The organism is Curtobacterium sp. VKM Ac-2887 (genome assembly GCF_015350935.1).
Lineage (GTDB): Bacteria > Actinomycetota > Actinomycetes > Actinomycetales > Microbacteriaceae > Curtobacterium.
The window spans coordinates 38,931-63,001 of the sequence record NZ_JADKSB010000003.1 but is presented as its reverse complement, the minus strand read 5'-3'; the positions used below and the strand labels follow the sequence as shown (position 1 = coordinate 63,001).

Genomic DNA, 24,071 nt, shown 5'->3' with positions numbered 1-24,071 from the left:
GTGCGCCCTGAACGCACAGAACGGACCCGCCACCATGCACAAGATCGTCACCGGTGCCATCGCCGGCGCAGCCGGCATCGCCCTCCTCCTCGGTGGAGCAGGCACCTTCGCCCTCTGGAACGCCAGTGCCTCCAGCGCCGCATCCTCGGTGAGCTCCGGCACGCTGACCCTCAGCGCGAACAACGACGGCGCCTGGACGGACATCACGAACGGCCGCTCGACCGCGATCAACCCCACCACCGCCCTGATGGTGCCGGGCAACACGTTCCAGTTCACGCAGACGCTGAACATCGGTGCGACCGGCCAGGACCTCAAGGCGAACCTGACCTACGCCAGCCAGTCGATCACCGGTGACTCCGCACTCCTCGCCGCGACGCAGAAGACCCTCGCCGTGACGTCCTCGAGCGCCACCGTCGTGCAGTCCACGTCGAACGCGAACACCTTCGTCGTCTCGCCGTCGGCGTCGACCTCGACCGTCAAGGTCGTCTTCACGATCACGCTGCCGTCCTCGGCGACGACCGGGCAGAACGGGTCGATCAACGTCGGCGCCCTGGCCTTCACGCTCACCCAGACCGCGATCGGTTCCTGATCCACCGATCGCACTGACGCGGGCCACGACCGGCCCCTGATCCGCCGGTCGTGGTCCGTGCTGGGCCCTTGTGGCCCGTCTGGGCCCTTGTGGCCCGCCTGGGCCCTTGTGGCCCGCACCAGCAGAGGCTCACGAGCACCAGGGGACGCACATGACCGGGACACCGAGGACGACGGGCCGCCACCGCGCGGCACGACGCCACCGGTGGATCCCGCCCGTCGCGCTCGCCCTGGTCGTCGCCGTCGCCACGGCGCTCCTCGGCGTCGGCGGGACCTACGCCCTCTGGAACGGCACCGCCAGCACCGCGGCCACCACCGTGAAGTCCGCGACCGCGACGATCACCGTCGGCACCCTGTCGACGATGAACACGACCGTCCTCGGACCGGGCACCGGGGTCACCGGCACCTTCGCCGTGAAGAACACCGGCTCGATCCCGCTCTCGATGCGCGTCGCCACGACGTCCATGAACGTCGCCTACGCGACGAACGCGTCGTCGGCGGCCGTCCTCGGCGAGCTGACGCTCCGTCTGACCAACGTGTCATCGGCTGCGGCCTGCACCACCGGGCTGTCCGGCGCGAGCGGCCGTCTCGCCGCCTTCGACACCGGGAGCGGTTCGTTCACGCTCCAGCCCGGTGCGAGCACCGTCGGCTGTGTCGAGCTGGTCCTCGACGCCGACGCGCCGCAGAGCGTGTCCGGTGCCGTCACCGACTTCACCCTCACCGTCACCGGAACGCAGGTCTCCGCATGAACCGCCGTCTCCGGCTCGTCGTCGCCGTGCTGCTCACCGCCGTGTTCGTCGGCGGTGGGTCGAGCGCCGCCTGGGCACTGTGGAGTGCGTCCAGCACCACGGCCTCGAGCGTCACGATCGGCAAGGTCTCCGCGTCGATCGCCGGCACGAGCGCGCTGACCACCACCTTCTCGTCCACGGTGACGTCCCTCACGAAGCCGATCACGCTCACCAACTCGGGCTCCATCGCCGGCACCGCGACGACCACCGTGTCCGTCGTCTCCGGCAGCTCGACGGCGCTCGCGCAGGCGGTCACCGTCGTCGCGTGGCCCGTCGCCACGACCGCGGCGTGCACGACGAACACCGCGGTCGGCAGCGGCTCGGTCACCGGCACCTGGGCGTCACTGCCGAGCATGACGTCCAAGCTCGCCGCCGGCGCCTCGGCCATCTGGTGCACCCGCAGCACGCCCAAGTCCTCGGCGCCGGCATCCGCCACGGCCAACGTGAACGTGAACCTCACCGTGGCGAGCGGCAGTTGGACGTCGGGCGTCGTGCAGGGAGGCTTCTACTTGAACACCTCCGCAGCGGAAGCAGCGCTGACCTGCAACGACCACAGCGGCAACTACGTCGACGTCACCTGGGACGCCGCAGGCCGCCCCAAGGAGACCTGGTACGCCGCCTACGTCGGGACCACGCCGGTCGGACAGAAGGCCCAGGACTACTCGGCGTTCATCACCATCGCCCCGAGCGACATCCCGGCGAGCGCGGGTACCTCCGGCACGCTCACCGTCACCGTCAAGGTCCTCGACAGCGCCGGCAACCCGACCTCGACCGTCGCCGGGAGCGGCCCGGTCACGCTCTTCACGCAGAACAACGGCGCGGCGATCCGGTGCGGCGCGTGACCCGCGCGGCGGCTCGTCCCGAACGTGCGGAGCGCTCCGGTGGGCGTGCGGTCGTGCACGCCGTCGTCCTCGGTCTCAGCACCGGGCTGCTCCTGCTCGTCGCGGCCCTCGCCGTCGTGCTCGTCGTCGTCCCCAAGGCCACCGGGTCGATGCCGCTGACGGTCCTGACCCAGTCGATGGAGCCGACGCTGCCCCCGGGCACCCTGCTCGTCGTCCGCCCGACCGCCGTCGACGACATCGAGGTGGGCGACGTCGTCACCTACCAGATCGTCTCCGGCCAGCCGGCCGTCATCAGCCACCGCGTGACCTCGGTGTCCTCGTCGTCGAACGGGGCGCGCACGTTCGTCCTCAAGGGCGACAACAACGCGAAGGCCGACCCGCACCCCGTCACCGCCGCACAGATCCGGGGAGTCGTCTGGTACAGCATCCCCGAGATCGGTGTCGTCAACCAGCTCGTCAACGGCTCGCGGAGCTGGCTCATCCCGACCGTCGCCGGCGTCCTGTTGGCGTACGGCGGCGTGATGATCACCATCGGCACGGTCACGGCCGCGCGCCGTCGACGTGGGGCGTCCGGGCGCGGGCGACGTGCGACGGCCGGTCACGGGCGCCGCAGGGCATCGCACCGGGGCTCGGGGCAGGCCCCGGTCTAGGCTCGGTGGACGTGACCGACGGAGTGCAGCGAGCGAGGGAACTGCTCGACGACGCCGCACGACGGCTCCGTTCCGCCGGGGTGCCGGACGAGGCGCTCGGCGAGTACGCGCAGCCGAAGGCGGTGCTCGGCATCCGCCGCGAAGCGACCATGCGGCCCCTCGGCCGTGTGTGGCGGGTCGGTGCGTTGCTGATCGGGTCGTCGCTCGAGTCCGGCGGTCGGGTCTGGGCCACCGGGGCGATAACCCGGGTCACCGATCCGGGCCGGGCACAGTTCCAGTCGGTCTCCGCCGAGGTCCGTCGGGCCTACCGCGCTGCTGCGGCGAAGGGACACTTCGCGGCCGGCGACACCGTCAACCACGGCGCCACGGCGATCGCGTTGGACGGAACGCTCGTCGGCTCGACCGGTGTGCTCTTCGTCGAGGACGACGTGCCGCTCGTCCGCTGGTCACCGGCCGCGGGCTCCGCCGTCCCGCTCGCCGACTACCTGGCCGACCGCGTCGGGTTGCTCGTCGAACCGCCCCGGGGTGCGACCGACTGACCCGCTATCGTGACGGCATGGACGGACAGCAGCCGCGCGAACGACGCAACCCCTGGTGGGCGGTGCTGCTCGTCTTCATGTTCGGGGGCGTGCTGTCGCTGGTCGCCGGTCGGATGCTCCCCTGGCAGGACCAGGACCGCCAGGACCCCGACTACTGACGGCTGGCGGAGCCGCCCGACGGTCCGAGACCGAGGCAGAACGCCATCACTGCTTGCTGCACCGGGAGCAGTGCGGCCTTGAACCCGTGCCCGACGAACGCGGGGTGTTCCACGGCATCGGCGCTGACCTCACGGCCACGCACGAACGGCGGACACGGGTCGAAGCGGGCTCCCGTCGGCGCGAGGTCGAGGAGCGCCGCGGTGATCCGGTACGACTCGAGGGCGTCGACGTGCGCTCCGGGGCCGTCCGTCAGGATCACGTCCGCCGACCGCACGGCAGTCTCGAGGTCGTCGGTCCATGCAGCGCCCGGCGTTGCGAGGCCGGCCGGGCAGCATTGGACCAGGTCGAGTCGCAGGACTCGAGCAGCTTCCTGCCATGCCCTGGCGATGTTGCCGTCCGCCCCGACGAAGAGGAAGCGGAGCGACGAGATCTCCCCACGCTGCCGCAGTGCGTAGAGGTCGGAGAGGACCTCGCACGGGTGGTTCTCGTCGGTCATGGCGTTCACGACAGGCAGCGCATGCGCGGCAACCAGTCCCTCGATGACGGCGAGGTCACGGTGACGCACCACGATGATGTCGACCCAGTTGACGAGGTACCGGGCGACGTCTGCCAGCGCCTCTGGCTTGTCGAGCGTCGTGTCCGGGAACACGATCGGACCGAGCCCCATCAGCGAAGCACCCTGCTCGAACGTCACCCTGGTTCGCAGACTGGTCGGCGGGAAGAACATGGCTGCCGACCCCGCCGTCACCGGTCCCCGGCCGTGCTGGTACGCGTCAGCAAGCTCGAAGACCGCATGGACGTCGGACGGAGACCAGTCATCGAGCTTGGCGAGAGAACGCATCCCACCACCGTAGGGACTGTCCGGAACAGCGTGTGCTTGGAGGGTGTCAGCCTCAGCCGAACTCGTCCGATCGATACGCCACCGATGCGCCGCTGAGGAAGACCACCTGGGCACCAACGCCGACATCGGCTTGGATGCGCGCTGCCGTCCGGAGCCCGAGTGCGCGGGTCTCGGCGTCACCGAACGGCGTCCCGACTCGTTCGGTGAGGGCACGCCAGTGCACGATCGCCTTCGCGGTGCCATCACCAGTACCCGCGGCGCGTGCCGACCGGACGTCCCGCTCCCCGTCACGCAAGAACTCGACATCGGTTCCGGGCCGTGCAGTCGGCAGCACGACGGCAGTACCCGCCTCGGCCACCGTGTCGATGCCGCCGCCGGCTCCGCACCAGACATGAGCATCGTCACCGAGCTCGAGTTGCACACGGCTCGCGAGCACGAACGCTTCGACGCGATGAGCGTCACGGACCGCTCCGGAAGGCCAGTCGAAGTCGGGCTCCCCGTGGGAATCGAAGACGTCGTTCCACGCCCGGAGGTCGTCGCGCAGCGGCCTGCTCAGCCCGAGTGCTCCCGCATCAACGCTCCCGATGCACTCGCGCGACCCGCGGAACCAGAGCGGGGAGTCGTCGACCATGTACTCGGCCATCACGAGGACGATCGCGCTCACCACTCGCCCAGCGTACGACGCCAGAACGGGAGGGTGCGGGAGCGGCCGGCGTGCACGACACTGTGATCGACATGATTGCTTCGTCTGTGCACGACCACCTTCGCCGCGGCCGATGGAGCAGCGTCATCGGGCTGACGCTCGTGATCGTGGTGTCCCTCACCGCCTGCTCCGGCCGTGCGACGCCGGTTGACGACGCTTCCGCCTGGATGGAGAACGTCCAGGATCGGTGGGCGGACCAGCCCGGCGAACTCGGCGCTGGTGCCGGGACCAACGACGCGTCGAGTCGGCTGTCCCTGGGCGTCGCAGACGGCGGCGAGCGCGCACACGTCCGCGTGTCCGTCGCCTGCCAGGGACACGGAACCGTCCGCATGGCCGTCTGGGGCGGTCGCATCGCCGACGGCGCTGACACCGGCAGGGAGCTCGCGGCGCGCTCGGTCCAGTGCGGCCACGACGAAGACCTCTACGTCGTGACGTCGGCCGACTCGATCACCATCGGGCCGACGGCAGGTGACTCGACCGTCAGCTGGTACGCCGCCGCCTACGCCGACCTCGCAGCGCAGACGCACTGAGCGGAGCTAGCGGACGGCATCCCACCCTGCGGGCATCTGCGGGGCGGACCAGTTCGGGTCCGGCACCCACCGCGACCAGTCGGTCTCGAACGGGAACGAGCCCGCGTGCACGGCCGCGGCGGCATCCTCGCCGGTGCGTTCGATCATCGCGCGGTCCGCTTCCGTGACCAGGCCCTCGTCCGTGTAGAACGCGAGTTCGTCTTCGTCCTTGTACCGAACCGACCAACGGCCCGCATCGTCTCGGGTCGCGATGACGTCGAGGGTCCAGTCCTGGCTGTCGAAGCCGACGGAGGTACGCACCCACGGCAGCTCGAGGTTGACGTACCAGTCCGGCAGCCACTGCGTCCCGTCGTGCCAGCGCCACACCGACCACGCTGCGCCCTTCGGGTGCACGCGGACCACGGTCGCTCCGAACCAGCTGTCCTCGACGTAGGAGCCGTCCCAGTCCGAGGGGAGGACGAGCCGCGCGTTCGGTCCGCTGCCGGTACCGGCCCGGCGACGGACCGCGGAACCGAGCGGACTCGCGACCACCGCGACGTCGTCGTCATCGACGAGGACTCGACCCGCGACGGCGAAGGCGACGGCTCGACCGTGCGAACCGAGCGCGTGCAGACTGCGGAGGACCACGGATTCACCGGAGCGGAACGGTTCGCTCCGCACGTCGTTCGCAACATCGTCGTGCATCCGGTGATGCTCTCACAGGAGTTCTCGGTCACCGCACCCTGCATCACGATCCGGTGTCGAGCCCCGTGCTCTCCCCCGCGCTCTGTCAGGATGCCGCTCATGGGGGACCACAGAACGACCGCATCGGTGACCGGGGCGCTGCTCGCGCTGATCGTGCTGACGGGCTGCGCGGTCGAGAGCAGCACGGCCTCGAGCGGCCCGTCGACGAGCAGCACGCAGGCCGGCGCCACGACCGGAGAACCGACGGGCGCTGCGGGCACGTACGCCACTTCCGGGGACGGCGCCGGCCCCGGCGCCGACAGCCCATCGCAGTACGGGCTCAACAAGCGGCACCACGACCGCACCGACCTGAGCGCGGAGTCGGCGGCAGCGCTCGACGTCGCACGTGCTCAGGTGGAGCGGGAGCTCGCCGCGCAGTCGACCCCGGTCCTGCAGCCCGCGGTCGAGGAGATCCTCGACGGCGTCGGAGCACCGAACCGCTGGATCGTGACGACGCAGACCGGCGAGAAGGTGCTGTTCGAGGCACAGGTCGAGATGTCCGGGTGCCTGATCGGCGAGGTCCAGCGCGACGGCACGGCCGAGGTCACGGCGGCGGGCTGGGTCCTCGACGGCGGATGCCACGCCCTCGACGGGCACTGAACGGTCCGACCGGCACCGAGCGCTCCGACGAGCACTGCGCCCCGACAGAACCTAATCTTGTCGGATGCTCTCCCGACGCGACGCCGCCGTTCGACTTGACATCACCCTCGAGATGGCGACCCACCACGGAATCCCCTCGCGTCTCAGCGAAGCCGAACTCGACGCGATCGAACAGGATCCGCCCGCGTGGCTCGTGCAGTCCCGAGCGAACCGCACGGGTGCCAAGAAGGTCTGGGTTCGCCTCGAGTGCGTCGTCTGCGCGTTCGCCGAAGAAGCACGGCCGAAGAAGTGGTGGCCGGAGTGGGACTACCTGATGTGCGACTACCACGAGCCGTACCAGGCGCCGGAACCGACTGCGGGGCTCACCCGACGTGAGGTCGAGGGCATCGGCAGCCGGTTCATCGCCCTCGTCGACGAACGCCCCTGACTGACAGCTCCACCCCACTCGCTGGGTACGGTCCACCCATGCCCTCCGAACGTCGTCGCCTGGTCCTCCCCGGCCAGTACGGGCCCCTGTTCGACGACGGCGGCCCGGCGCTCGTCGTCGAGGCACGCGAGTTCTTCACCGCTCGCCCCGTCCACCGGGCGAAGGCCCACCTCTGGTTGAGTGCCCTGCGCCACCGCGTCCACGAACTCGGTGACCGTGCCGAGCACGTTCAGGTGGACACCCTCCGCGAGGCGTTGACCGGCCGCGACGACCTCGAGGCGATCGATCCGCCGTCCCGTACCCTCCGCGCGCAGATCCGGCACTGGGGCCGGGGAACCGTGGTCCTGCCGAGCCGCGGGTTTGTGACCGACGAGGACGAGTTCGCGGAGTGGGCGGCGCAGGGCACGGGTCGGTTCCGCATGGAGGACCACTACGAGCGTGTCCGGCGCCGTGAGGGCTGGCTGCTGCGCGACGGCAAGCCGATCGGTGGGAAGTTCAGCCTCGACGGCCAGAACCGCCAGCCGCCGCCGAAGGGCGCGACGACCCTCGGGCTGCCCGAGCCCTGGTGGCCGGACGAGGACGACATCGACGACCAGGTGCGGCACGACCTGGACCGCTGGGAGCGGGACGGCACCGCCCGGTTCGTCGGCCGCGACGACACCCGCCGGTTCGCGGTGACGGCGGACGAGGCCCAGCGTGCGCTCGACGACTTCGTCGCGGTGCGCCTCGGCGACTTCGGGCCGTTCGAGGACGCCACGTTGACGAACGACTGGACGATGGCGCACTCGCTCCTCAGCGTGCCGATGAACCTCGGGGTGCTCGATCCGCGGCAGGCGATCGACGCCGCCCTCGAAGCGCACCGCACCGAGGCCGCCCCGCTCGCCAGCGTCGAGGGCTTCGTCCGCCAGGTCGCTGGGTGGCGCGACTACGTCTGGCACCTCTACTGGTGGTTCGGCGACGACTACGGCGCATCGGAGAACGCCCTCGGCGCGCACGGACGGCTGCCCGACTGGTGGCGGGAGCTCGACGCGTCCGTGATCGACGCCGTCTGCGTGCGGACCGCGATCGAGGGCCTGCACGACCACGGCTGGCTGCACCACATCCAGCGCCTCATGGTGCTCGGCAACTGGGCACTGCAGCGCGGCTACGACCCGGTGCACCTGACCGAGTGGTTCACCGACGTGTTCGTCGACGGCACCGACTGGGTGATGCCGGCGAACATCATCGGCATGTCCCAGCACGCCGACGGCGGCATGGTCGCCACGAAGCCGTACACGTCGGGCGGTCGCTACATCGACCGGATGTCGGACCACTGCGGGGGCTGCCGCTTCGACCCGACGAAGCGGGTCGGCGACGACGCGTGCCCCTTCACCGCCGGGTACTGGGCGTTCCTCGCGCGCACCGAGCCTGCGCTCCGTGACAACCACCGGATGGCTCGCCCGCTGCAGCAGATGCGGTCGCTGGCGGACCTCGACGAGGTCGTCGCGCAGGAGGCCCGTCGCACCTTGCCGTGACGTCACCCGGTCCCGATAGGGTCGTGAGCGTGAGCAACGAGGCATTCGACGACCGCTACGAGCTGCGCGAGTTCGCGCCCGGGACGGATGACGAGGGGGCACCGAACGCCGAGACCGGATCGTGGATGCAGGCCGTCGGCCTCGGGTTCCACGAAGCCGATCCGGACGCCGAAGGTGCAGCCCGTATGGCGTCCCACTTCATCGCCGACGAAGAGACCTTCCTGGGCGTCTACGTCCGGAAGCCCTTCCCCGGGTCCGTCGACGAGACCTGGCCCGCCGGCACCTTCACGTGGTTCCGCAAGGCACTGAGCTGGGGCGACGGGTCGTCCGTCGACACGCAGGCCATCTCCGCGGTCACCGTCCGGCCCACCGAGCGTCGCCGCGGCATCCTGCGCCGCATGATGACGCACGCGCTCGAGCGCGGTGTCGCCGAGGGCTACGCCGTGGCGTCCCTGACCGCGTCCGAGGGCACGATCTACCGCCGCTTCGGCTTCGGCAGCGCGATCCGCGAGCGCGCGGTGCGCGTACGTCGCGAACGCGCACTCGCCCTCCTCGCCCCGACGTCGGGCTCGGTGTCCGTCGTCACGCCGCAGTGGCTCGCCGACGGCCCCGGCAAGGCGGTCTTCGAGCGCTTCCACACCCGCACGCCCGGCTCGATGGTCCGCAACGCGGGCACCTGGCCGGTCGTCTTCGGACTGCTCGGCAACGACGGCCAGAAGGCGAAGGACGTCCGTGCGGCGGCGCACCGCGCCGAGGGCACGGACGAGATCGACGGCTACGTCACCTGGCGCGTCAAGGAAGACGGGTCCTCCGACACCGCACTCGAGATCGTCGACCTGGTCTACGCGAACGACCAGGCCTACACGGCGCTGTGGGAGTTCGTGCTGTCGATCGACCTGAACGACGTCGTGAAGTACAACCGCTCGCGCCTCGACGACCCGATCGTCGCGGCCCTCGGCGACAACCGTGCGTACGACGTCGACCACGAAGAGGACCACGTCTGGCTGCGCGTCCTCGACGTGGCCGCCGTGCTCGAGTCGCGGCCGTTCGCCGTCGACGGCTCGCTGACACTCGCGGTCACCGATGCGCTCGGCCACACGACCGGCACGTACCGGCTGGACGTCCAGGAGGCCCGTGGCAGCGTCACGCGCATCGCCGACGACGTCGACGTGGCCGGTTCCGACGTCCAGCTCGACGTGGCAGAGCTCGGAGCGCTGCTCATCGGGTCGGTCTCGCCCGTCACCCTGGCGGCCGCCGGCCTGGTCCGCGCTGCGGACCCCGCGTCGATCGAGCTGCTGCGCGCGATGCTCCTGCCCCCGCGGACCCCGCACGGCATCACCTACTTCTGATCCACCGCGCGTGCGCCGCACGGCGTAGCCTCCGCGCCATGAGCGACGACGCGGTGGTCGAGTGGCTGCTCGACTCGGACCCGGCGGTCCGGTGGCAGGTCGAGCGTGACCTGACCGGTGCGCCGCCGTCGGTGTGGCAGCAGACCCGGGCACGGGTCGCGACCGAGGGCCTCGGGGCGGCGATGCTCGCGCACCAGGACCCCGACGGGCAGTGGGCCGGCGGCGCGTACTTCCCGGCGGACTTCGACTTCGACGGTCCCGAGGCGGGCGAGCCCGGGCAGCCCTACACGGCGACGACCTGGTCGCTGAACGCCCTGCGCGACTGGGGGCTCGACTCCGCGGTCCTCGGGGACACGGCCGCCCGGCTCGCGACGAACAGCCGCTGGGAGTACGAGGACTTGCCCTACTGGAGCGGCGAGGTCGACTGCTGCATCAACGCCTTCACCCTGGCGAACGGCGCCTGGCTCGGTGCCGACGTCGGGCAGCTGGCGGACTGGTTCCTCGACCACCAGCTCGTCGACGGCGGCTGGAACTGCGAGTGGATCGAGGGGTCGACCGTGTCGTCGTTCCACTCGACCCTCAACGTGATCGAGGGGCTCCTGCAGCACGAGCAGCTGACCGGCGGCAACCACCCCCGAGCAGCGGAACTCCGAGCGGCTCGACTCCGCGGCACCGAGTACCTGCTCGAACGACGGCTGCTGTTCCGGAAGCACGACGGCGAGCTCGTCGGGCCGTGGGCTACCCGGTTCGCGTACCCGCTGCGCTGGATCTACTCGGCGCTCCGGGTCACCGACCACCTGCGGGTTGCTGCGCTGCAGGACGGTACCGCGCCGGACGCCCGGGCGGCCGAGGCGATCGAGGTCGTCCGTGCCGCCAGGAACGACGACGGGACGTGGACGCAGGGAACGCGGCCGCCGGGTCGGCAGTGGTTCGAGGTCGACGTCCCCGAGGGCGAGCCGTCGAAGTGGCTCACGCTCCACGGCACCCGCATGCTGCGCTGGTGGGACGCCGCCTGAGCTACGCCCGGCGCCGCACCCGCGGGTCGACGAACGCGTAGACCACGTCGACGATCACGTTCGCCGTGACGATCAACAGCGCCGAGAACAACGTGAAGCCCACGACGACCTGCAGGTCGAGGGTGTGCACGGCGTCGATGAGCAGCGCGCCGAGGCCCTGCATCGAGAACACCTTCTCGGTGATGACCGCACCGCCGAGCAGCGACCCGAGGTCGAGCCCGAACAGCGTCACCACCGGCAGGATCGCGGTACGCAGTCCGTGCCGCACGACGACCTGTCGCTCGCGCAGCCCCTTGGCCCGAGCGGTGCGCACGAAGTCCTGCGACATCGACTCGAGCATCTCGCCACGGGTCAGGCGCGCGTAGATCGCGGCGCTGATGAACGCGAGCACGCACCACGGCAGGATCAGGTGGGTGAACCAGCCGACCGGGTCGTCGGTGAACGCGACGTACCCGCTCGTCGGCAGGATGCCGAGCACGAACCCGAACAGCAGGATGCCGAGCAACCCGATCAGGTACGCCGGCGACGAGACCCCGGCGACCGCCACGGTCATCACGGCCCGGTCGACGAACGTGCCGCGACGGAGCGCCGAGACGGCTCCGCCGAACACCCCGGCGACGAGCCACAGCACGGCGGCACCGACGGCGATCGACGCGGTGACGGGCAGGCGGGACAGGATCAGGTCGGTGACGCTCTCGTGCAGCTGGAACGAGTACCCGAAGCACGGTGCGGCGCAGGTGATCACGGACGCGCCGCTGCCGAACGTGCGGCCGGTGAAGATCCCCGCCAGGTAGGCGCCGAACTGCGCCAGCCAGGGCTTGTCGGTCCCCAGGAACGCCTGCACCTCGCGCAGCCGGTCCGGCGTGCACGGTTTGTCGCAGATCGCCCTCGCGGGGTTCGTCGGCAGCAGCATGAACAGTGCGTAGGTGATCGCGGCGACGACGAGCAGCACGACGGCTGCACCGAGGACGCGGATCGCGATGAAGCGGAAGGTGCTCATCGGCGTGCTCCTCTCGGGTCGAGGGCGTCACGCAGGGCGTCGCCGAGCACGTTGAACGCGAGGGTGATGAGGAACAGTGCCACTCCGGGGAACACGAGGTACATGGGGTCGGTCTGCACCCAGCCGACGGCGTCGCCGATGCTGCGGCCCCACGACGGCGTCGGCGGGGTCACGCCGACCGCCAGGAACGACAGCGCGGCCTCGGCTCCGATCATCGACGGGATCGAGATCGTCGCGTAGACGGTGATCGTCGCCGCCAGGTTCGGCAGCAGCTGGGTGCGGATGACGTGCCACCGGCCGGCGCCCATGGCGGTGGAGGCGACGACGTAGTTCCGGCTGACGAGCGACAGTGTCTGGCCGCGGACCACGCGGGCGACGGACGGCCAGCCGAAGAACCCGATGACGAGCACGACCAGGACGGGCTTCGGGAACGACGTCGGCACGATCGCGGTCAGGGCGATCATGAAGACGAGCGACGGGAAGCCGAAGATCACGTCGACCACGCGGGAGAGCACGCGGTCGTACCAGCCGCCGAAGAAGCCGGTGGTGACGCCGACGAGCACCCCGATGACGATCGACAGGAAGGTCGCTGCGAGCCCGATGCCGAGCGACGTCCGGGCACCGTACGTCACGATCGCGAACAGGTCGCGACCGGTCAGCGGCTCGACGCCGAACCAGTGCTCGCCGCTGATCCCCCCGCCGAAGCCCTTCGGTGCCCCGAACGAGTTGAGCGCGTCGATGTCGTACCCGTACGGGTCCTGCCCGGTGACGGCACTGATGAGCGGCGCCGCGACGGCGACCACGAGGAACACCACGATGACGACGGCCGAGGTCACGGCCCAGCGGTCCTGCCGGATGCGGCGCACCACGGCGCGGAAGCCGGTGGTGCGTCCGGACGAGGCCACAGGGCGCTCTACGACGTTGGCGGTCACGAGGACACTCCTTCCCAGGCGCGCCAGGCTTCGCGGCGGGCCGCCTGTCGCACGGGATCGGCGACGGGCGCCGCTGCGAGCAGCATGCGCGTGTAGTCCTGCTGCGGGTCGTCGAGCACGGCGTCCGTGGTCCCCCGCTCGACCACGCGACCGTCGTGCAGGACGACGACCTCGTCAGCGAGCTGCCGGACGACCGCGAGGTCGTGGCTGATGAGGAGCATGCCGAACCCGAACTCGTCCTGCAGCTGCGCGAGCAGGTCGAGCACGGCCGCCTGCACGGTCACATCGAGTGCCGAGGTGGGCTCGTCGGCGATGACGAGCGCCGGACGGAGCGCCAAGGCCCGCGCGACGGCGACGCGCTGGCGCTGCCCGCCGGAGAGCTGGTGCGGGAACCGCTCGGCCCACGACGGGTCGAGCTGCACGGCGGTCAGCAGTTCACGGACGCGTTCCGCACGATCGGCCGCCGAGGCGGTCCCGTGCACGAGCAACGGCTCGGCGATGCTCCAGCCGATGGTCTGCCGCGGGTTGAGCGACGACGCCGGGTCCTGGAAGACGATGCCGACGCGGCTGCGGAGCTCGCGGAGCCGTCGCCCCCTGGCGGTCCGCAGGTCGCTGCCGTCGACCTCGACCGAGCCCTCGACGACGGGCACCAGGCCCGCCAGCGCACGGCCGATGGTCGACTTGCCGGACCCGGACTCCCCGACCAGCCCGACGGTCTCGCCGGCCCGCAGGTCCAGGTCGATGCCCGACACGGTCGGTCCTCCGCGGCGCGAGTACCGCACGGCGACGTCGCGCAGCTGCGCGACCAGCGGACGGGGCCCACGCCGCCGGTTCCGGACCGACGCGCCAGCGGCTGGCCGGCCGTGCCGGTGGGGGGAGGAACGGCTCGCCTCCGCCACGTCGGCCCGGGCAGTGGACGGGTCCCCTTCGACATCCGCAGCAGCGTCGGCGGGGCCGCCACGGCCCTCCAGGGATGGGACGGCGGCGAGGAGCTCGCGCGTGTAGTCGGCGGACGGGTGTGCGAAGACCTCCGCAACCGTCCCGTGCTCGACGGGGTCGCCGCGGCGCATCACCAGGAGCTCGTCCGCGACGTCCGCCACCACACCCATGTCGTGCGTGATGAGCAGGACGGCCAAGGAGCGCTCGCGACCGAGTCGGCGGAGCAGGTCGAGGATCCCGGCCTGCACCGTGACGTCCAGCGCGGTCGTCGGCTCGTCGGCGATCAGCGCGACCGGGTCCCCGGCCAGGGCCATCGCGATCATGGCGCGCTGCAACTGCCCGCCGGACAGTTCGTGCGGGTAGGCCTTGCGGATGCGCTCGGGGTCGGTGAGGCCTGCGGCACGCAGCAGCTCGTCGACGCGCACGGAGACCGCTGCACGGTCGAGGTCCGTCGGGTGCGCCCGGATCGCCTCGGCGACCTGCGTGCCGATGGACAGCACCGGCGTGAACGAGTTCATCGGTTCCTGGAACACGACGCCGATGCCGGCGCCGCGAACGGCACGGAGCGTGTCGTCGGAGGCACCGACGAGCTCCTCGCCACGGAACCGGACGCTGCCGGAGACCCGCGCCTCGGGCGGCAGCAGGCCGAGCACGCTCATGGCGCTGACGGACTTGCCGGAGCCGGACTCCCCCACGAGGGCGAGCACACGACCGGGGGTCAGGGTGAAGGAGACGTCACGGACGACGGGCTCCGCGTCGCCGAACGCGACGTGGAGCCCCTCGACCTCGAGCAGCGGCGAACTCACTTCGCGAGCGAGACCTTGAGGTAGTTCGGGTACGCCGGGAAGTCCGCGATCTGGAAGTTCTGCACGTTCGAACCGGCCAGGAACGACTGCTTCGCGTAGGTCAGCGGGACGATCGGCGCGTCGGCCATGATCTTCTTGTCCGCTTCGACCCACAGCTTCTGCGCGTCCTGCTGGTCGACGGTGGCGCTGGCCTTCTTGATCAGGGCGTCCACGTCGGGGTTGCTGTACTTCGAGACGTTGTAGCCGCCGCCACCGATCTGCGACGAGTCGTAGAGCGGCTGGATGTTGGCGTTCGCGCTCGGGAAGTCCGGCTGCCAGCTGAACAGCGCCAGGTCGAAGTCGGTGCCGTCGGTCGTCGCGGTGTAGAACGAGTCCGCGTCGAGCGGCTTCAGCGTGACGGTGATGCCGGCGCGCTTGAGGCCGGACTGCAGCGCCTGCGCCTGGGCGAGGTAGGTCGGGTCGTTCTGGGTCGCCAGGGTCAGCTTGAGGTCGGACACGCCCGCGTCCTTGAGGAGCTGCTTCGCCTTCGCGACGTCACCGTTCGCGCCGGGCTTGTACAGGTCGTAGTCCTCGCGGCCCGCGATGCCCGGGGTGATCAGGGTCGTGGCGTACGAACCGGCGAGCGCGCCGCCCGCAGCGATCCGGTACGACTTCTTGTCGACGGCGTACTGCAGGGCCTGACGGACCTTGAGGTCCTTCAGCGAGCCCTTCTGCGTGTTGATCGCCATGTAGTTGATCGGGCCGGCCTTCGACGTGGCGAGGCGGTCCTGGGCGGCGGGGTTGCTCCGCACCTGGTTCAGCTCGGCTGCGCCCAGGTAGCTCGCACCGAAGGAGTCCTTCGCGTCACCGTTGTCGGCGATCAGCGTCTGCGTGACGGTCGACGGGTCCTGGCTCTCCTTGAAGACGACCTTCGACGGGCCGGCGGTGCGGACGTCGTCGGTCTTCGCGCTCCACTCCTTGTTGCGGACGAGGGTGATCTGCGAGCCCTGGGTGTTCGACTGCACCTGGTACGGCCCGGACGCGACCGGCTTGCTGTCGTACGCACCCGTGTCCGTGCCGTCGCCGTCGGGAACCGGAGCGAACGCCGGCATCGACACGAGCCACGGCCAGTCGCCGTACGCGGCGTTGAGCTTGAAGACGATGGTCGAGTCGTCAGGCGTCTCGATACTGTCGAGGGTCTTGCCGTCGAACGGGCCCTTGTAGTCCTCGCCACCGACCAGGAGCGACTTGTGGTAGCTCAGGCCACCGGTCAGGGTCGGCGCGAACGAGCGCTCGATGCCCCACTTGATGTCCTTCGTGGTGATCGGCGTGCCGTCCTGGAACTTCAGCCCGTCCTTCAGGTGGTACGTCCAGGTCTTGCCGCCGTCGCTCGAGTCGCCGGTGTTCGTCGCCAGGTCCGGCACCACCTTGGCGGCCTTGCCGGGCTCGACGTCCCACGCCGTCAGCCGGCGGAGCACCAGACCCAAGGTGGTGATGTTCAGGTTCTGGCTCGTCGCCGGGTCGAGGTGCACCGCGGTGGCCGTCGTCAGGATGTTGAGCGTGCCGCCCTTGGCCGTGCCGTCACCGTCGTCGGACGAGCTCCCACCCGAGCAGCCGGTCAGGACCAGGGCTGCTGCTGCGGCGACGGCCGCGGTGATCGTCAGGCGGTTCGGGCGTCTCATGACGGTGGTGCTCCTCGTGGGAAGGGTGGTGGCGACCGTGCTGCAGCCGCTGTGGTTGCACGGACCGGGTCGCCGGGCGGCGTCCATCCTGACACCGCGGCGGTCGCCCGTCCGAATCACACGTGCGACAGACGTCGCACGACGAAACAATCCAAGTGCCGCGCGACGTCCGTCTATTCCCGATGGATCTGCACCGAGTCCACCCGAGGGGCGTGGGTCAGCGGTCGAACAGGCCCCCGAGGAAGTCGTTGCCCAGGTTCGAGGCCTGCTCGCCGAGGCCCGACGCCTGCTCACCGAGGCCGCCGAGGAGCTGCTCACCCTCGCCCGCGATCCCCTCGAAGCCACCGCCGAGGTCGGCCCCGAGGTCGGCCAGTCCGAGGTCGCCGATGCCGGAGGCGATGCCGTCGAAGTCGACGCCGAGGTTCGCGGCCTCGGCCAGCACGGGCCCGGCGGCGGCGCTCAGCACCGCTCCCCCGGCGACCGCGACACCGATGCCGCCGAGCGCCATCGCGCCGGCGCCGACCGCGGCACCGCCGGCGAAGGCGCCACCACGCCCGCGGCCGTTGCCGTTGCCGTTGCTCGAGCCGCCGAGGACGCGGCGGATCAGGCCCGGACGGCGGACCTCGCCGCGGGTCATCGCGCGGGCCATGCCGCCCGCCGAGTCGTCGCGCAGGTGCTCGTGCGGCGGGAGTTCGGAGTTCAGGCGGTTGCGCACCTGCTGCCGCTGCGCCGGGGTGAGGCGGGCGAAGGCGTCGTGGTGGACCTGCTCGAGCTGGTCCGGCGACGAGGTGCGGAGCAGGTAGTCGTACTTCGCGAGTGCGACCTTGTCCGAGTCGGCCGGGCCGTGCTGCTGCGGCTGCCCGTACTGCTGCTGGCCGTACTGCTGCTGGGGCGCCTGCCCGTACTGCTGCTGGCCGTACTGCTGCTGCTGCGGCTGGCCGTACTGCTGCTGCGGCCGCTGCTGCTGGCTCCGGTCGTCGCCCGTCAGCCGGTCCGCTGCACCGCGGACGACGTCACGCCAGTCGGTCCCGCCAGCGCGCTGCGCTCCGTTGCCGGGCGCACCGTCCCCCTGCCCACGCTTCTGGAGCTGCTTGTCGATGACCTTCGAGGCCATGCCGAGGATGCGGTTGAAGTTCGCCATCCCCCGACCTTTGTGGATGCACATGTGCGCTCCCAGCGACGAACCGGCGGGTCGCCCGCACATCCGGCGGGAAACCGCTGTGAGCAACGACCGGAATGTCACCGGACAGTTCGTCGTAGGCTTGACCCGGTCGCGCCACCGCCGGAGCGCGATCCGGGCGAAAGCACGAAGCCCGGGACTGCGACAACAGTTCCGGGCTTCGATTTGCCTTCCGAGTGGAAAGCCAAGGGATGAACCAACCATCCCGAGTCCAACGCTCGGAACCGATGGTAGCCGAGCACGCTCGGCGACGCATCCCTTGGTCGAAGCTCCTCGTGTCAGCCGGCGACGACACCAGGAGGTCACCGATGTCGAACGACACCGATGATCGGTCCAGGCGTCGGGTGCCCTGGCTGGGGATCGCGAGCTTGCTCGTGACCGTGGTCAGGCTCCTGATCGACCTGTCCCGCAGGGACTGAGGACCCGGGTGTCCCGCATCGCGCTCAACGGTGCGGGACACCTGTCGTCACGCGAGCAGCTGTGCCGCTCGCACGACGAAGGCAGCCGACGCCGCCAACCCGAGGATGACCGCTGCGAGTGATACTCCGAACCCGGTGATCCGTTGCCCGGTGAGCTGCCCGGCGCGTGCCAGACCGATCGCGCCGAAGACGATCCCCAGGATGCCGGGGATCGCGAACACGTTGACGATGAACCCGAGCAGCGCGAGGACCAGCCCGGCGTACCCGAACGGATTCGCTGCACGGGTCGCCCGGTCCTTGGCGATCCGGGCCTTCCTCCCTCGGAGCGGTTGCTCGGTGACGGCCGCGCGGTACTCCGACGGCGCGGGCGGACGCGGTGCCGGCTCCCACTGTGGCGTGGGGACAGCTGCAGCAGGTTGGGGTGCGAGTGCTCCCCAGCGTGCTCCGTCCCACCACCGTGTGCGGTTCGAATCTTGCGGGTCCGGGTACCACCCGGCGATCGGCAGCGTCACTGTGCTCCCCTCCGTTGCCTCCGAGGAGGCTACGGAACCGGTGTCGTCACGCGCACGCCCCAGTCGTGGTGCCACGCGGCACGCCCCGTCAGGACAGGACGCGCGCCAGGTACGCGTTGCGGAACCGGCCCGTGGGGTCGACGTCGCGGGCGACCGCGGCGAAGTCCGACAGCCGCGGGTACGCCTCGTGCAGGCGCTCGACGCTCACGCCGGACACCTTGCCCCAGTGCGGCCGCGGGTCGAAGGGCGCGAGCGCTTCCTCGATCCGCGTCACCGCGGCCGCCACGGCAGCGGCGTCCCGGCGGAAGGTGAAGTGGATGCCGACCGACTGCCGACCGGACGACGGCGCGAGCCAGGCGGTGTCGGATGCGATCGTGCGGATCTCGGCGGCGATGAGGATCGGCGCGAACACCGATTCGAGCGGGCGGAGGGCCTCGAGCGCGGACACTGCCGACGCTGCCGGGATCAAGTACTCGGCCTGGATCTCGGCACCGGTCGACGGCGTGAACGAGGACCGGAAGTGCGGCAGCCGCTCGGCCCACGGCCCGGGGACGCCGCCCTGCTCGGTGACGCCGGCGGGGTCGTTCTCCCCCGGGTGCACGGGGCCGGTGGCGCGCCGCGCTCCGAGGGCGACGAGGTCGACGGTGGGCGAGGGCTCGTCCACGCGGTGCTTCACCCAGACCTGCCGGGCGCCGCGGTCGTCGAACGAGGTGAACATCGACACCGAGTAGGCGTCGGACATGACCTGGTCGAAGTGCTCGGAGACGGCGTCCCACGGCAGGTCGAGGTGCACCGTCGTGGCGACCTCGAACGTCGGCTCGATCGCGAGCTCCACCGTGGTGACGACGCCGAGCGCACCGATGGCCACCCGGTGGGCGTCGAGGGCCCCGTCCGGCGAGGACACATCGACGTGCTCGATCGCGCCGGAAGCGCGGACGACGTCGAGCCCGACCACCGCCTGCGCGAGCGACGGGTTGCGGACGCCGGAGCCGTGCGTGCCCGTGGCGACGGCCCCGGCCGTGGAGATGTGCGGCAGGGACGCGAGGTTCCCGAGTGCCCAGCCACGGGCCTCCAGACCGGCCGCGACCTGACTGTGCGTCATGCCGGCGGCCACACGGACCACACGACGCGACGTGTCGATGTCGAGCACCGGCGGCAGGTCCTGCAACGACACCTGCACGGCGTCGGTGTCGGCGATCGTGTTGAAGGAGTGCCGTGAGCCGAGCGCCGTCAGGCGCGGGGTCGACGCGACCAGTTCCTGCAACGCGGCCACCGACGAAGGACGCGCCAGACCGGACGCCCGGTAGGTGACGTTGCCCGCCCAGTTCGTCCGCGTGCGCTGCTCTGCGATCACGTCGCTCATCGTACGGTCCGCGTCCCTCAGAAGCCGCGGTCGAGACGGTGCCACGTCTGCTGGAGACGCAGCTCGTCGCGGAAGCCGCGGGCGGTGGTGTGCTCGTCGATGACCAGGAACTCGGTGCCGACCATGGTCGCCAGGTCCTCGACCACCTGCAGACCGACGGCCGTCGTCATCACGGTGTGGTGGGCGGCGCCCGCGGTGAGCCAGGCCTCGGCGGCGACGGGGAACGACGGGCGCGGCTCCCAGACGGCACGGCCGACGGGGAGCTTCGGCAGGGCTTCGGTCGGCGGCACGACGTCGACGACGTTCGCGGTCAAGCGGAAGCCGTCGCGGGTGTCGGAGAGCGCGACCACCACGGCCTCGCCGGAGTCGGCGGTGAAGACCAGGCGGACCGGGTCGTCCTTGCCGCCGATGCCGAGCGGGTGGATCTCGAGCGTCGGCTTCGTGGTGGTGAGCGTGGGCGAGACCTCGAGCATGTGGGCACCGAGGATCTTCTCGGCCCCGGGCGTGAGGTCGTAGGTGTAGTCCTCCATCAGGCTCGCACCACCGGGCAGTCCGGCGCCGGCGACGTTCATCGCCCGGACCAGGACGGCCGTCTTCCAGTCGCCCTCGGCGCCGAAGCCGTAGCCGTCCGCCATCAGGCGCTGGACCGCGAGGCCGGGCAGCTGCTTGAGCGTGCCGAGGTCCTCGAAGTTGGTGGTGAAGGCAGCGGAACCGTTCTGCGCGAGCAGGGTGCGGAGGCCGATCTCGATGGCGGCGCCGTCGCGGAGCGCCGCGTGTCGTTCGCCGCCGGCGCTGCGGAGTGACGGGTCCACGTCGTAGTCGCGCTCGTAGGTCGCCACGAGCGCGTCGATCTCGTGGTCCGACGCGGCGGACACGGCCGCTGCCAGCTCGTTCACCGCCCAGGTGTTCACCTGCACGCCGAGCTCGATCTCGGCCTCGGTCTTGTCGCCCTCGGTGACGGCGACGTAGCGCATGTTGTCGCCGAAGCGGGTGAGCTTCAGCTCACGGACTGCTGCGGCACCGGCTGCGGCACGGGTCCAGTTCGACACCCGCTGCTGGACGCGGGGATCCGAGACGTGCCCGACGGCGGTGGCGTGTCGGACACCGAGGCGTGCGAGCGCGTAGCCGAACTCACGGTCGCCGTGCGCGGCCTGGTTGAGGTTCATGAAGTCGAAGTCGATGTCCGCCCACGGCAGCGTGACGTTCGCCTGCGTGTGCAGGTGCAGCAGCGGCTTCGTCAGCGCCTGCAGGCCACCGATCCACATCTTCGCGGGGCTGAAGGTGTGCATCCAGGTGGTGACGCCGATGACCTTGTCGTCGGCGCTGGCCTCGATCAGGGCGCGCCGGATGCCGTCGGCGTCCTTCAGGACCGGCTTCCAGACGAGCTTGACCGGCAGGGCGCCGGCCAGCTCGGCGTGCACGGCCTTGCTCTGCTCCTCCACCTGGCGCAGCGTCTCCTCGCCGTACAGCCCCTGGGAGCCGGTGAGGAACCAGACCTCGTAGCCGTCGAGCGTGGCCTGGGGGTCGACGGTGGTCTCCTGCGTCATTGCATGGCTCCTTCGGGGTTCTGTCCGTAGACGTTCTGGTAGCGATCGAAGAGTCGATCGATGTCTGCTTGCGCGATCGGGACCACGTCCCCGCCCTGCTTCGCGATGTGCACGGTGCGGGCGACGTCCTCGCACATCACGGCGGCCTTGACGGCGTCCTTCGCGTCCTTGCCGATCGTGAAGACGCCGTGGTTCTGCATGAGGACCGCGCGGGATCGGTGGCCGGTCAGCGTCTCGACGATGCCGTGGCCGATGGAGTCGTCGCCGATGATCGCGAACGGGCCGACCGGGATCGGCCCGCCGAACTCGTCGGCCATCGCGGTGATCACGCACGGGATGGGTTCCGCTCGTGCGGCCCACGCCGTCGCGTACGTCGAGTGGGTGTGCACGACACCGCCGACCTCGGGCATGTTCCGGTACACGTGGGCGTGCGCGGCGGTGTCGGAGCTCGGTCCGTGCTCGTTGCCCCAGCCGTCGGCCGGCTCGCCGTCGAGGGTGCAGACGACCTGGTTCTCGGGGGTCAGGTCGTCGCTCGAGACGCCGCTCGGCTTGATGACGAACAGGTCGGTGCCGGGCACACGCTCGGAGACGTTGCCGCCGGTCCAGATCACCAGGCCGTAGCGGACGAGTTCGCCGTGCAGGCGGGCGACGCGTTCCCGGGTGGTCGCCACTGCCTGGCGCGTGGTCGGGTCGGTCGCGTCGGCGTGCTGGGTCGCGTTCTGCTGGGTCGCGTCCTGCTGGGTCGCGTCGGTCATCGGGTCGCTTCCTGCTCTGCCGGAAGGCGCGGGTCGGCGCCGTCGGTCTGCTCGGTCGGGCGCGTGGTCGCGCTGGGGCGGGTCGCCGCCGCCGCCACGTCCTGCACGGGCAGTGCGGCCCGGTAGCGGCCCAGGTAGGTCTGGAAGCCGTCGACGTCGGCCGGCTCGGGCTCGGCCACGTGCACGGCGTCCCCGCCGAACACGGTGTCCGACAGGAAGTCGGCGAGCTGTTGGTCGGTGTGCTCGAGGTAGGCGGCCAGGACGGCGATGCCCCAGGCCCCGCCCTCGCCCGCGGTCTCCTCGAGGGCGATCGGCACTCGCAGTGCCGCGGCGAGCAGTCGCTGCGGGGCACCGGGCGTGCGGAAGAGCCCGCCGTGCGCGGTCATCCGGTCGACCTGCACCCGCTCGCCGTGCAGCACGTCCATGCCGATCGCCAGGGTGGCGAACGCGCCGTGTACCTCGGAGCGAACCAGGTTGCCCAGGGTGAAGCGGGCGTCGGGGGTGCGGAGCAGCAGGGGCCGGCCGTCCTCGACGTGGGTGACGGGTTCGCCGGCCAGGTAGTTGAACGAGAGCAGGCCGCCGGCGTCGGGGTCGGTGCTGTCCGCGATCGATTCGGTGAGCAGTGTCGCGTAGACGGTGTCGACGTCGAGGGGCTGCCCGGCCGCTTCGGCGAACCGTCCGAAGACCTTCGCCCAGCTCGCGATCTCGCTGGCGCCGTTGTTGCAGTGCACCATCGCCACGGCGTCGCCCGCCGGGGTGGTCACGACGTCGAGTTCCTCGTGCGGCGTGCTCAGCGGGTGCTCGAGGACCACCATCGCGAAGATGCTCGTGCCGACGCTGACGTTGCCGGTGCGGGGTGCGACGGCGTTCGTCGCGACCATGCCGGTGCCGGCGTCACCCTCGGGCGGGCAGAGCGGCGCGCCGGGTTCGAGCGTGCCGGTGGGGTCGAGCCACGCGGCGCCCTCAGGGGTCAGCTCACCGGCTTCGGCACCGGCGACGAGGACCTCGGGCAGCAGGGACCGCAGGTCCCGCACACCGATCAGGTCCTGCGCGGTGGCGAGCATGGCCTGGTCGAAGTCCTTCGCGCCCGGGTCTCCGGGGCCGCTGTCGACGGGTCCGCCCTCGATCGGGAACACGCCGGAGGCATCCCCGACGCCGAGCACGTTCCGTCCGGTGAGTCGTCGGTGCACGTAGCCCGCGAGCGTCGTGATGCCGGCGACCTCGGCCACGTGCGGTTCCTCGTCGAGGACCGCCTGGTACAGGTGTGCGATCGACCAGCGGAGCGGCACGTTGAAGGCCAGTGCCTCGCTGAGCTGTTCGGCTGCGGGTCCGGTCGAGGTGTTCCGCCAGGTCCGGAACGGCACGAGCAGGTCGCCTGCGGCGTCGAACGCCAGGTAGCCGTGCATCATCGCGCTCACGCCGACCGCGCGGAACGTGGTCGGACGCACGCCGAACTGCGCTTCGACGTCGGCGACGAGCGCGGCGTACGCGGCCCGGAGGCCGGTCTCGACGGCGTCGAGCGAGTAGGTCCAGCGGCCGTCGACGAACTCGTTCTCCCACTCGTGGGAGCCGGCGGCGATGGGGACGAGGTCCTCGTCCACCAGGCATGCCTTGATGCGGGTGGAGCCGAGCTCGATCCCGAGTGTCGTGCGGCCGTTCGCGACCTGCTGGGTGGGGTCGTCGCCCAT

General features: G+C 70.9%; 25 protein-coding genes. 12 read left to right on the top strand and 13 right to left on the bottom strand.

Features of this window, described 5'->3' with window-relative positions; all coding sequences use genetic code 11:
- Positions 1 to 34: 34 nt before the first annotated feature.
- The 6 genes from ITJ69_RS04550 to ITJ69_RS04525 all read left to right on the top strand — a co-directional run bounded on the left by ITJ69_RS04550 (position 35) and on the right by ITJ69_RS04525 (position 3,565).
- Positions 35 to 589 (top strand): alternate-type signal peptide domain-containing protein, encoded by a 555-nt coding sequence (locus tag ITJ69_RS04550; protein WP_123291956.1) that lies wholly within the window; start codon positions 35 to 37, stop codon positions 587 to 589.
- 151 nt (positions 590 to 740) lie between these two features.
- Entirely contained in the window at positions 741 to 1,337 is a 597-nt protein-coding gene (locus tag ITJ69_RS04545; protein ID WP_194672128.1) for a TasA family protein, read from the top strand.
- Positions 1,334 to 2,218, top strand: a complete 885-nt coding sequence (locus tag ITJ69_RS04540) for a hypothetical protein (protein ID WP_194672127.1) — start codon at positions 1,334 to 1,336, stop codon at positions 2,216 to 2,218. The genes ITJ69_RS04545 and ITJ69_RS04540 overlap by 4 nt, the downstream gene beginning before the upstream one ends.
- Positions 2,215 to 2,868 (top strand): signal peptidase I, encoded by a 654-nt coding sequence (locus ITJ69_RS04535; RefSeq protein ID WP_323742977.1) that lies wholly within the window; start codon positions 2,215 to 2,217, stop codon positions 2,866 to 2,868. The genes ITJ69_RS04540 and ITJ69_RS04535 overlap by 4 nt, the downstream gene beginning before the upstream one ends.
- An 11-nt stretch (positions 2,869 to 2,879) precedes the next feature.
- Positions 2,880 to 3,407: a hypothetical protein gene (locus tag ITJ69_RS04530; protein WP_194672125.1), complete on the top strand. Its 528-nt coding sequence runs from the start codon at positions 2,880 to 2,882 to the stop codon at positions 3,405 to 3,407.
- A 17-nt stretch (positions 3,408 to 3,424) separates the two neighbouring features.
- Complete coding sequence (locus ITJ69_RS04525; RefSeq protein WP_165901085.1) at positions 3,425 to 3,565, top strand: hypothetical protein; 141 nt, start codon at positions 3,425 to 3,427, stop codon at positions 3,563 to 3,565.
- On the opposite strand, the gene ITJ69_RS04520 is transcribed toward ITJ69_RS04525, so the two are convergent.
- Entirely contained in the window at positions 3,559 to 4,407 is an 849-nt protein-coding gene (locus ITJ69_RS04520; protein ID WP_194672124.1) for an ornithine carbamoyltransferase, read from the bottom strand. The two genes, ITJ69_RS04525 and ITJ69_RS04520, sit on opposite strands and share 7 nt — an antisense overlap.
- Positions 4,408 to 4,459: 52 nt before the next feature.
- Positions 4,460 to 5,071: a hypothetical protein gene (locus ITJ69_RS04515; RefSeq protein WP_194672123.1), complete on the bottom strand. Its 612-nt coding sequence runs from the start codon at positions 5,069 to 5,071 to the stop codon at positions 4,460 to 4,462.
- Positions 5,072 to 5,142: 71 nt separating this feature from the next.
- On the opposite strand from ITJ69_RS04515, the gene ITJ69_RS04510 reads away from it, so the two are divergent.
- Positions 5,143 to 5,640 carry a hypothetical protein gene (locus ITJ69_RS04510; RefSeq protein ID WP_194672122.1) on the top strand — a complete coding sequence of 166 codons (498 nt, stop codon included), beginning with the start codon at positions 5,143 to 5,145 and terminating at the stop codon, positions 5,638 to 5,640.
- A gap of 6 nt (positions 5,641 to 5,646) precedes the next feature.
- On the opposite strand, the gene ITJ69_RS04505 is transcribed toward ITJ69_RS04510, so the two are convergent.
- Positions 5,647 to 6,324, bottom strand: a complete 678-nt coding sequence (locus ITJ69_RS04505) for a DUF402 domain-containing protein (protein WP_194672121.1) — start codon at positions 6,322 to 6,324, stop codon at positions 5,647 to 5,649.
- A gap of 99 nt (positions 6,325 to 6,423) precedes the next feature.
- On the opposite strand from ITJ69_RS04505, the gene ITJ69_RS04500 reads away from it, so the two are divergent.
- The 5 genes from ITJ69_RS04500 to ITJ69_RS04480 all read left to right on the top strand — a co-directional run bounded on the left by ITJ69_RS04500 (position 6,424) and on the right by ITJ69_RS04480 (position 11,269).
- Positions 6,424 to 6,963 (top strand): hypothetical protein, encoded by a 540-nt coding sequence (locus tag ITJ69_RS04500; RefSeq protein WP_194672120.1) that lies wholly within the window; start codon positions 6,424 to 6,426, stop codon positions 6,961 to 6,963.
- 64 nt (positions 6,964 to 7,027) lie between these two features.
- The gene (locus ITJ69_RS04495) at positions 7,028 to 7,390 is read left to right on the top strand and encodes a hypothetical protein (protein ID WP_123291944.1); all 363 of its coding nucleotides are present in this window, start codon (positions 7,028 to 7,030) and stop codon (positions 7,388 to 7,390) included.
- 38 nt (positions 7,391 to 7,428) lie between these two features.
- Positions 7,429 to 8,904: a cryptochrome/photolyase family protein gene (locus ITJ69_RS04490; RefSeq protein WP_194672119.1), complete on the top strand. Its 1,476-nt coding sequence runs from the start codon at positions 7,429 to 7,431 to the stop codon at positions 8,902 to 8,904.
- 29 nt (positions 8,905 to 8,933) lie between these two features.
- Positions 8,934 to 10,253 (top strand): GNAT family N-acetyltransferase, encoded by a 1,320-nt coding sequence (locus ITJ69_RS04485; protein WP_194672118.1) that lies wholly within the window; start codon positions 8,934 to 8,936, stop codon positions 10,251 to 10,253.
- A gap of 38 nt (positions 10,254 to 10,291) precedes the next feature.
- Positions 10,292 to 11,269, top strand: coding sequence for a squalene cyclase (locus tag ITJ69_RS04480; RefSeq protein WP_194672117.1), 978 nt, complete (start codon positions 10,292 to 10,294; stop codon positions 11,267 to 11,269).
- 1 nt (position 11,270) lies between these two features.
- Here the strand turns inward: ITJ69_RS04480 and ITJ69_RS04475 are convergent, their stop codons facing one another.
- From ITJ69_RS04475 to ITJ69_RS04430, 10 genes are all read right to left on the bottom strand, one after another.
- Entirely contained in the window at positions 11,271 to 12,269 is a 999-nt protein-coding gene (locus tag ITJ69_RS04475; protein WP_123672464.1) for an ABC transporter permease, read from the bottom strand.
- Positions 12,266 to 13,201, bottom strand: coding sequence for an ABC transporter permease (locus tag ITJ69_RS04470; protein ID WP_131921535.1), 936 nt, complete (start codon positions 13,199 to 13,201; stop codon positions 12,266 to 12,268). Before ITJ69_RS04470 ends, ITJ69_RS04475 begins: the two co-directional genes overlap by 4 nt.
- The gene (locus ITJ69_RS04465) at positions 13,198 to 14,946 is read right to left on the bottom strand and encodes a dipeptide ABC transporter ATP-binding protein (protein WP_194672116.1); all 1,749 of its coding nucleotides are present in this window, start codon (positions 14,944 to 14,946) and stop codon (positions 13,198 to 13,200) included. The genes ITJ69_RS04470 and ITJ69_RS04465 overlap by 4 nt, the downstream gene beginning before the upstream one ends.
- Positions 14,943 to 16,607 (bottom strand): ABC transporter substrate-binding protein, encoded by a 1,665-nt coding sequence (locus ITJ69_RS04460; RefSeq protein ID WP_165901369.1) that lies wholly within the window; start codon positions 16,605 to 16,607, stop codon positions 14,943 to 14,945. The genes ITJ69_RS04465 and ITJ69_RS04460 overlap by 4 nt, the downstream gene beginning before the upstream one ends.
- 217 nt (positions 16,608 to 16,824) lie before the next feature.
- Positions 16,825 to 17,748 (bottom strand): cation-transporting ATPase, encoded by a 924-nt coding sequence (locus ITJ69_RS04455; RefSeq protein WP_131879522.1) that lies wholly within the window; start codon positions 17,746 to 17,748, stop codon positions 16,825 to 16,827.
- A gap of 505 nt (positions 17,749 to 18,253) precedes the next feature.
- Positions 18,254 to 18,718, bottom strand: coding sequence for a DUF2510 domain-containing protein (locus ITJ69_RS04450; RefSeq protein ID WP_131879525.1), 465 nt, complete (start codon positions 18,716 to 18,718; stop codon positions 18,254 to 18,256).
- A gap of 88 nt (positions 18,719 to 18,806) precedes the next feature.
- Entirely contained in the window at positions 18,807 to 20,072 is a 1,266-nt protein-coding gene (locus ITJ69_RS04445) for a D-arabinono-1,4-lactone oxidase (RefSeq protein WP_323742975.1), read from the bottom strand.
- A gap of 26 nt (positions 20,073 to 20,098) precedes the next feature.
- The gene (gene araA / locus ITJ69_RS04440; RefSeq protein WP_194672114.1) at positions 20,099 to 21,628 is read right to left on the bottom strand and encodes an L-arabinose isomerase; all 1,530 of its coding nucleotides are present in this window, start codon (positions 21,626 to 21,628) and stop codon (positions 20,099 to 20,101) included.
- A complete protein-coding gene (locus tag ITJ69_RS04435; RefSeq protein WP_228504864.1) occupies positions 21,625 to 22,383 on the bottom strand; it encodes an L-ribulose-5-phosphate 4-epimerase in 759 nt (252 codons plus the stop codon). The genes araA and ITJ69_RS04435 overlap by 4 nt, the downstream gene beginning before the upstream one ends.
- Complete coding sequence (locus ITJ69_RS04430; protein WP_194672113.1) at positions 22,380 to 24,071, bottom strand: xylulokinase; 1,692 nt, start codon at positions 24,069 to 24,071, stop codon at positions 22,380 to 22,382. Before ITJ69_RS04430 ends, ITJ69_RS04435 begins: the two co-directional genes overlap by 4 nt.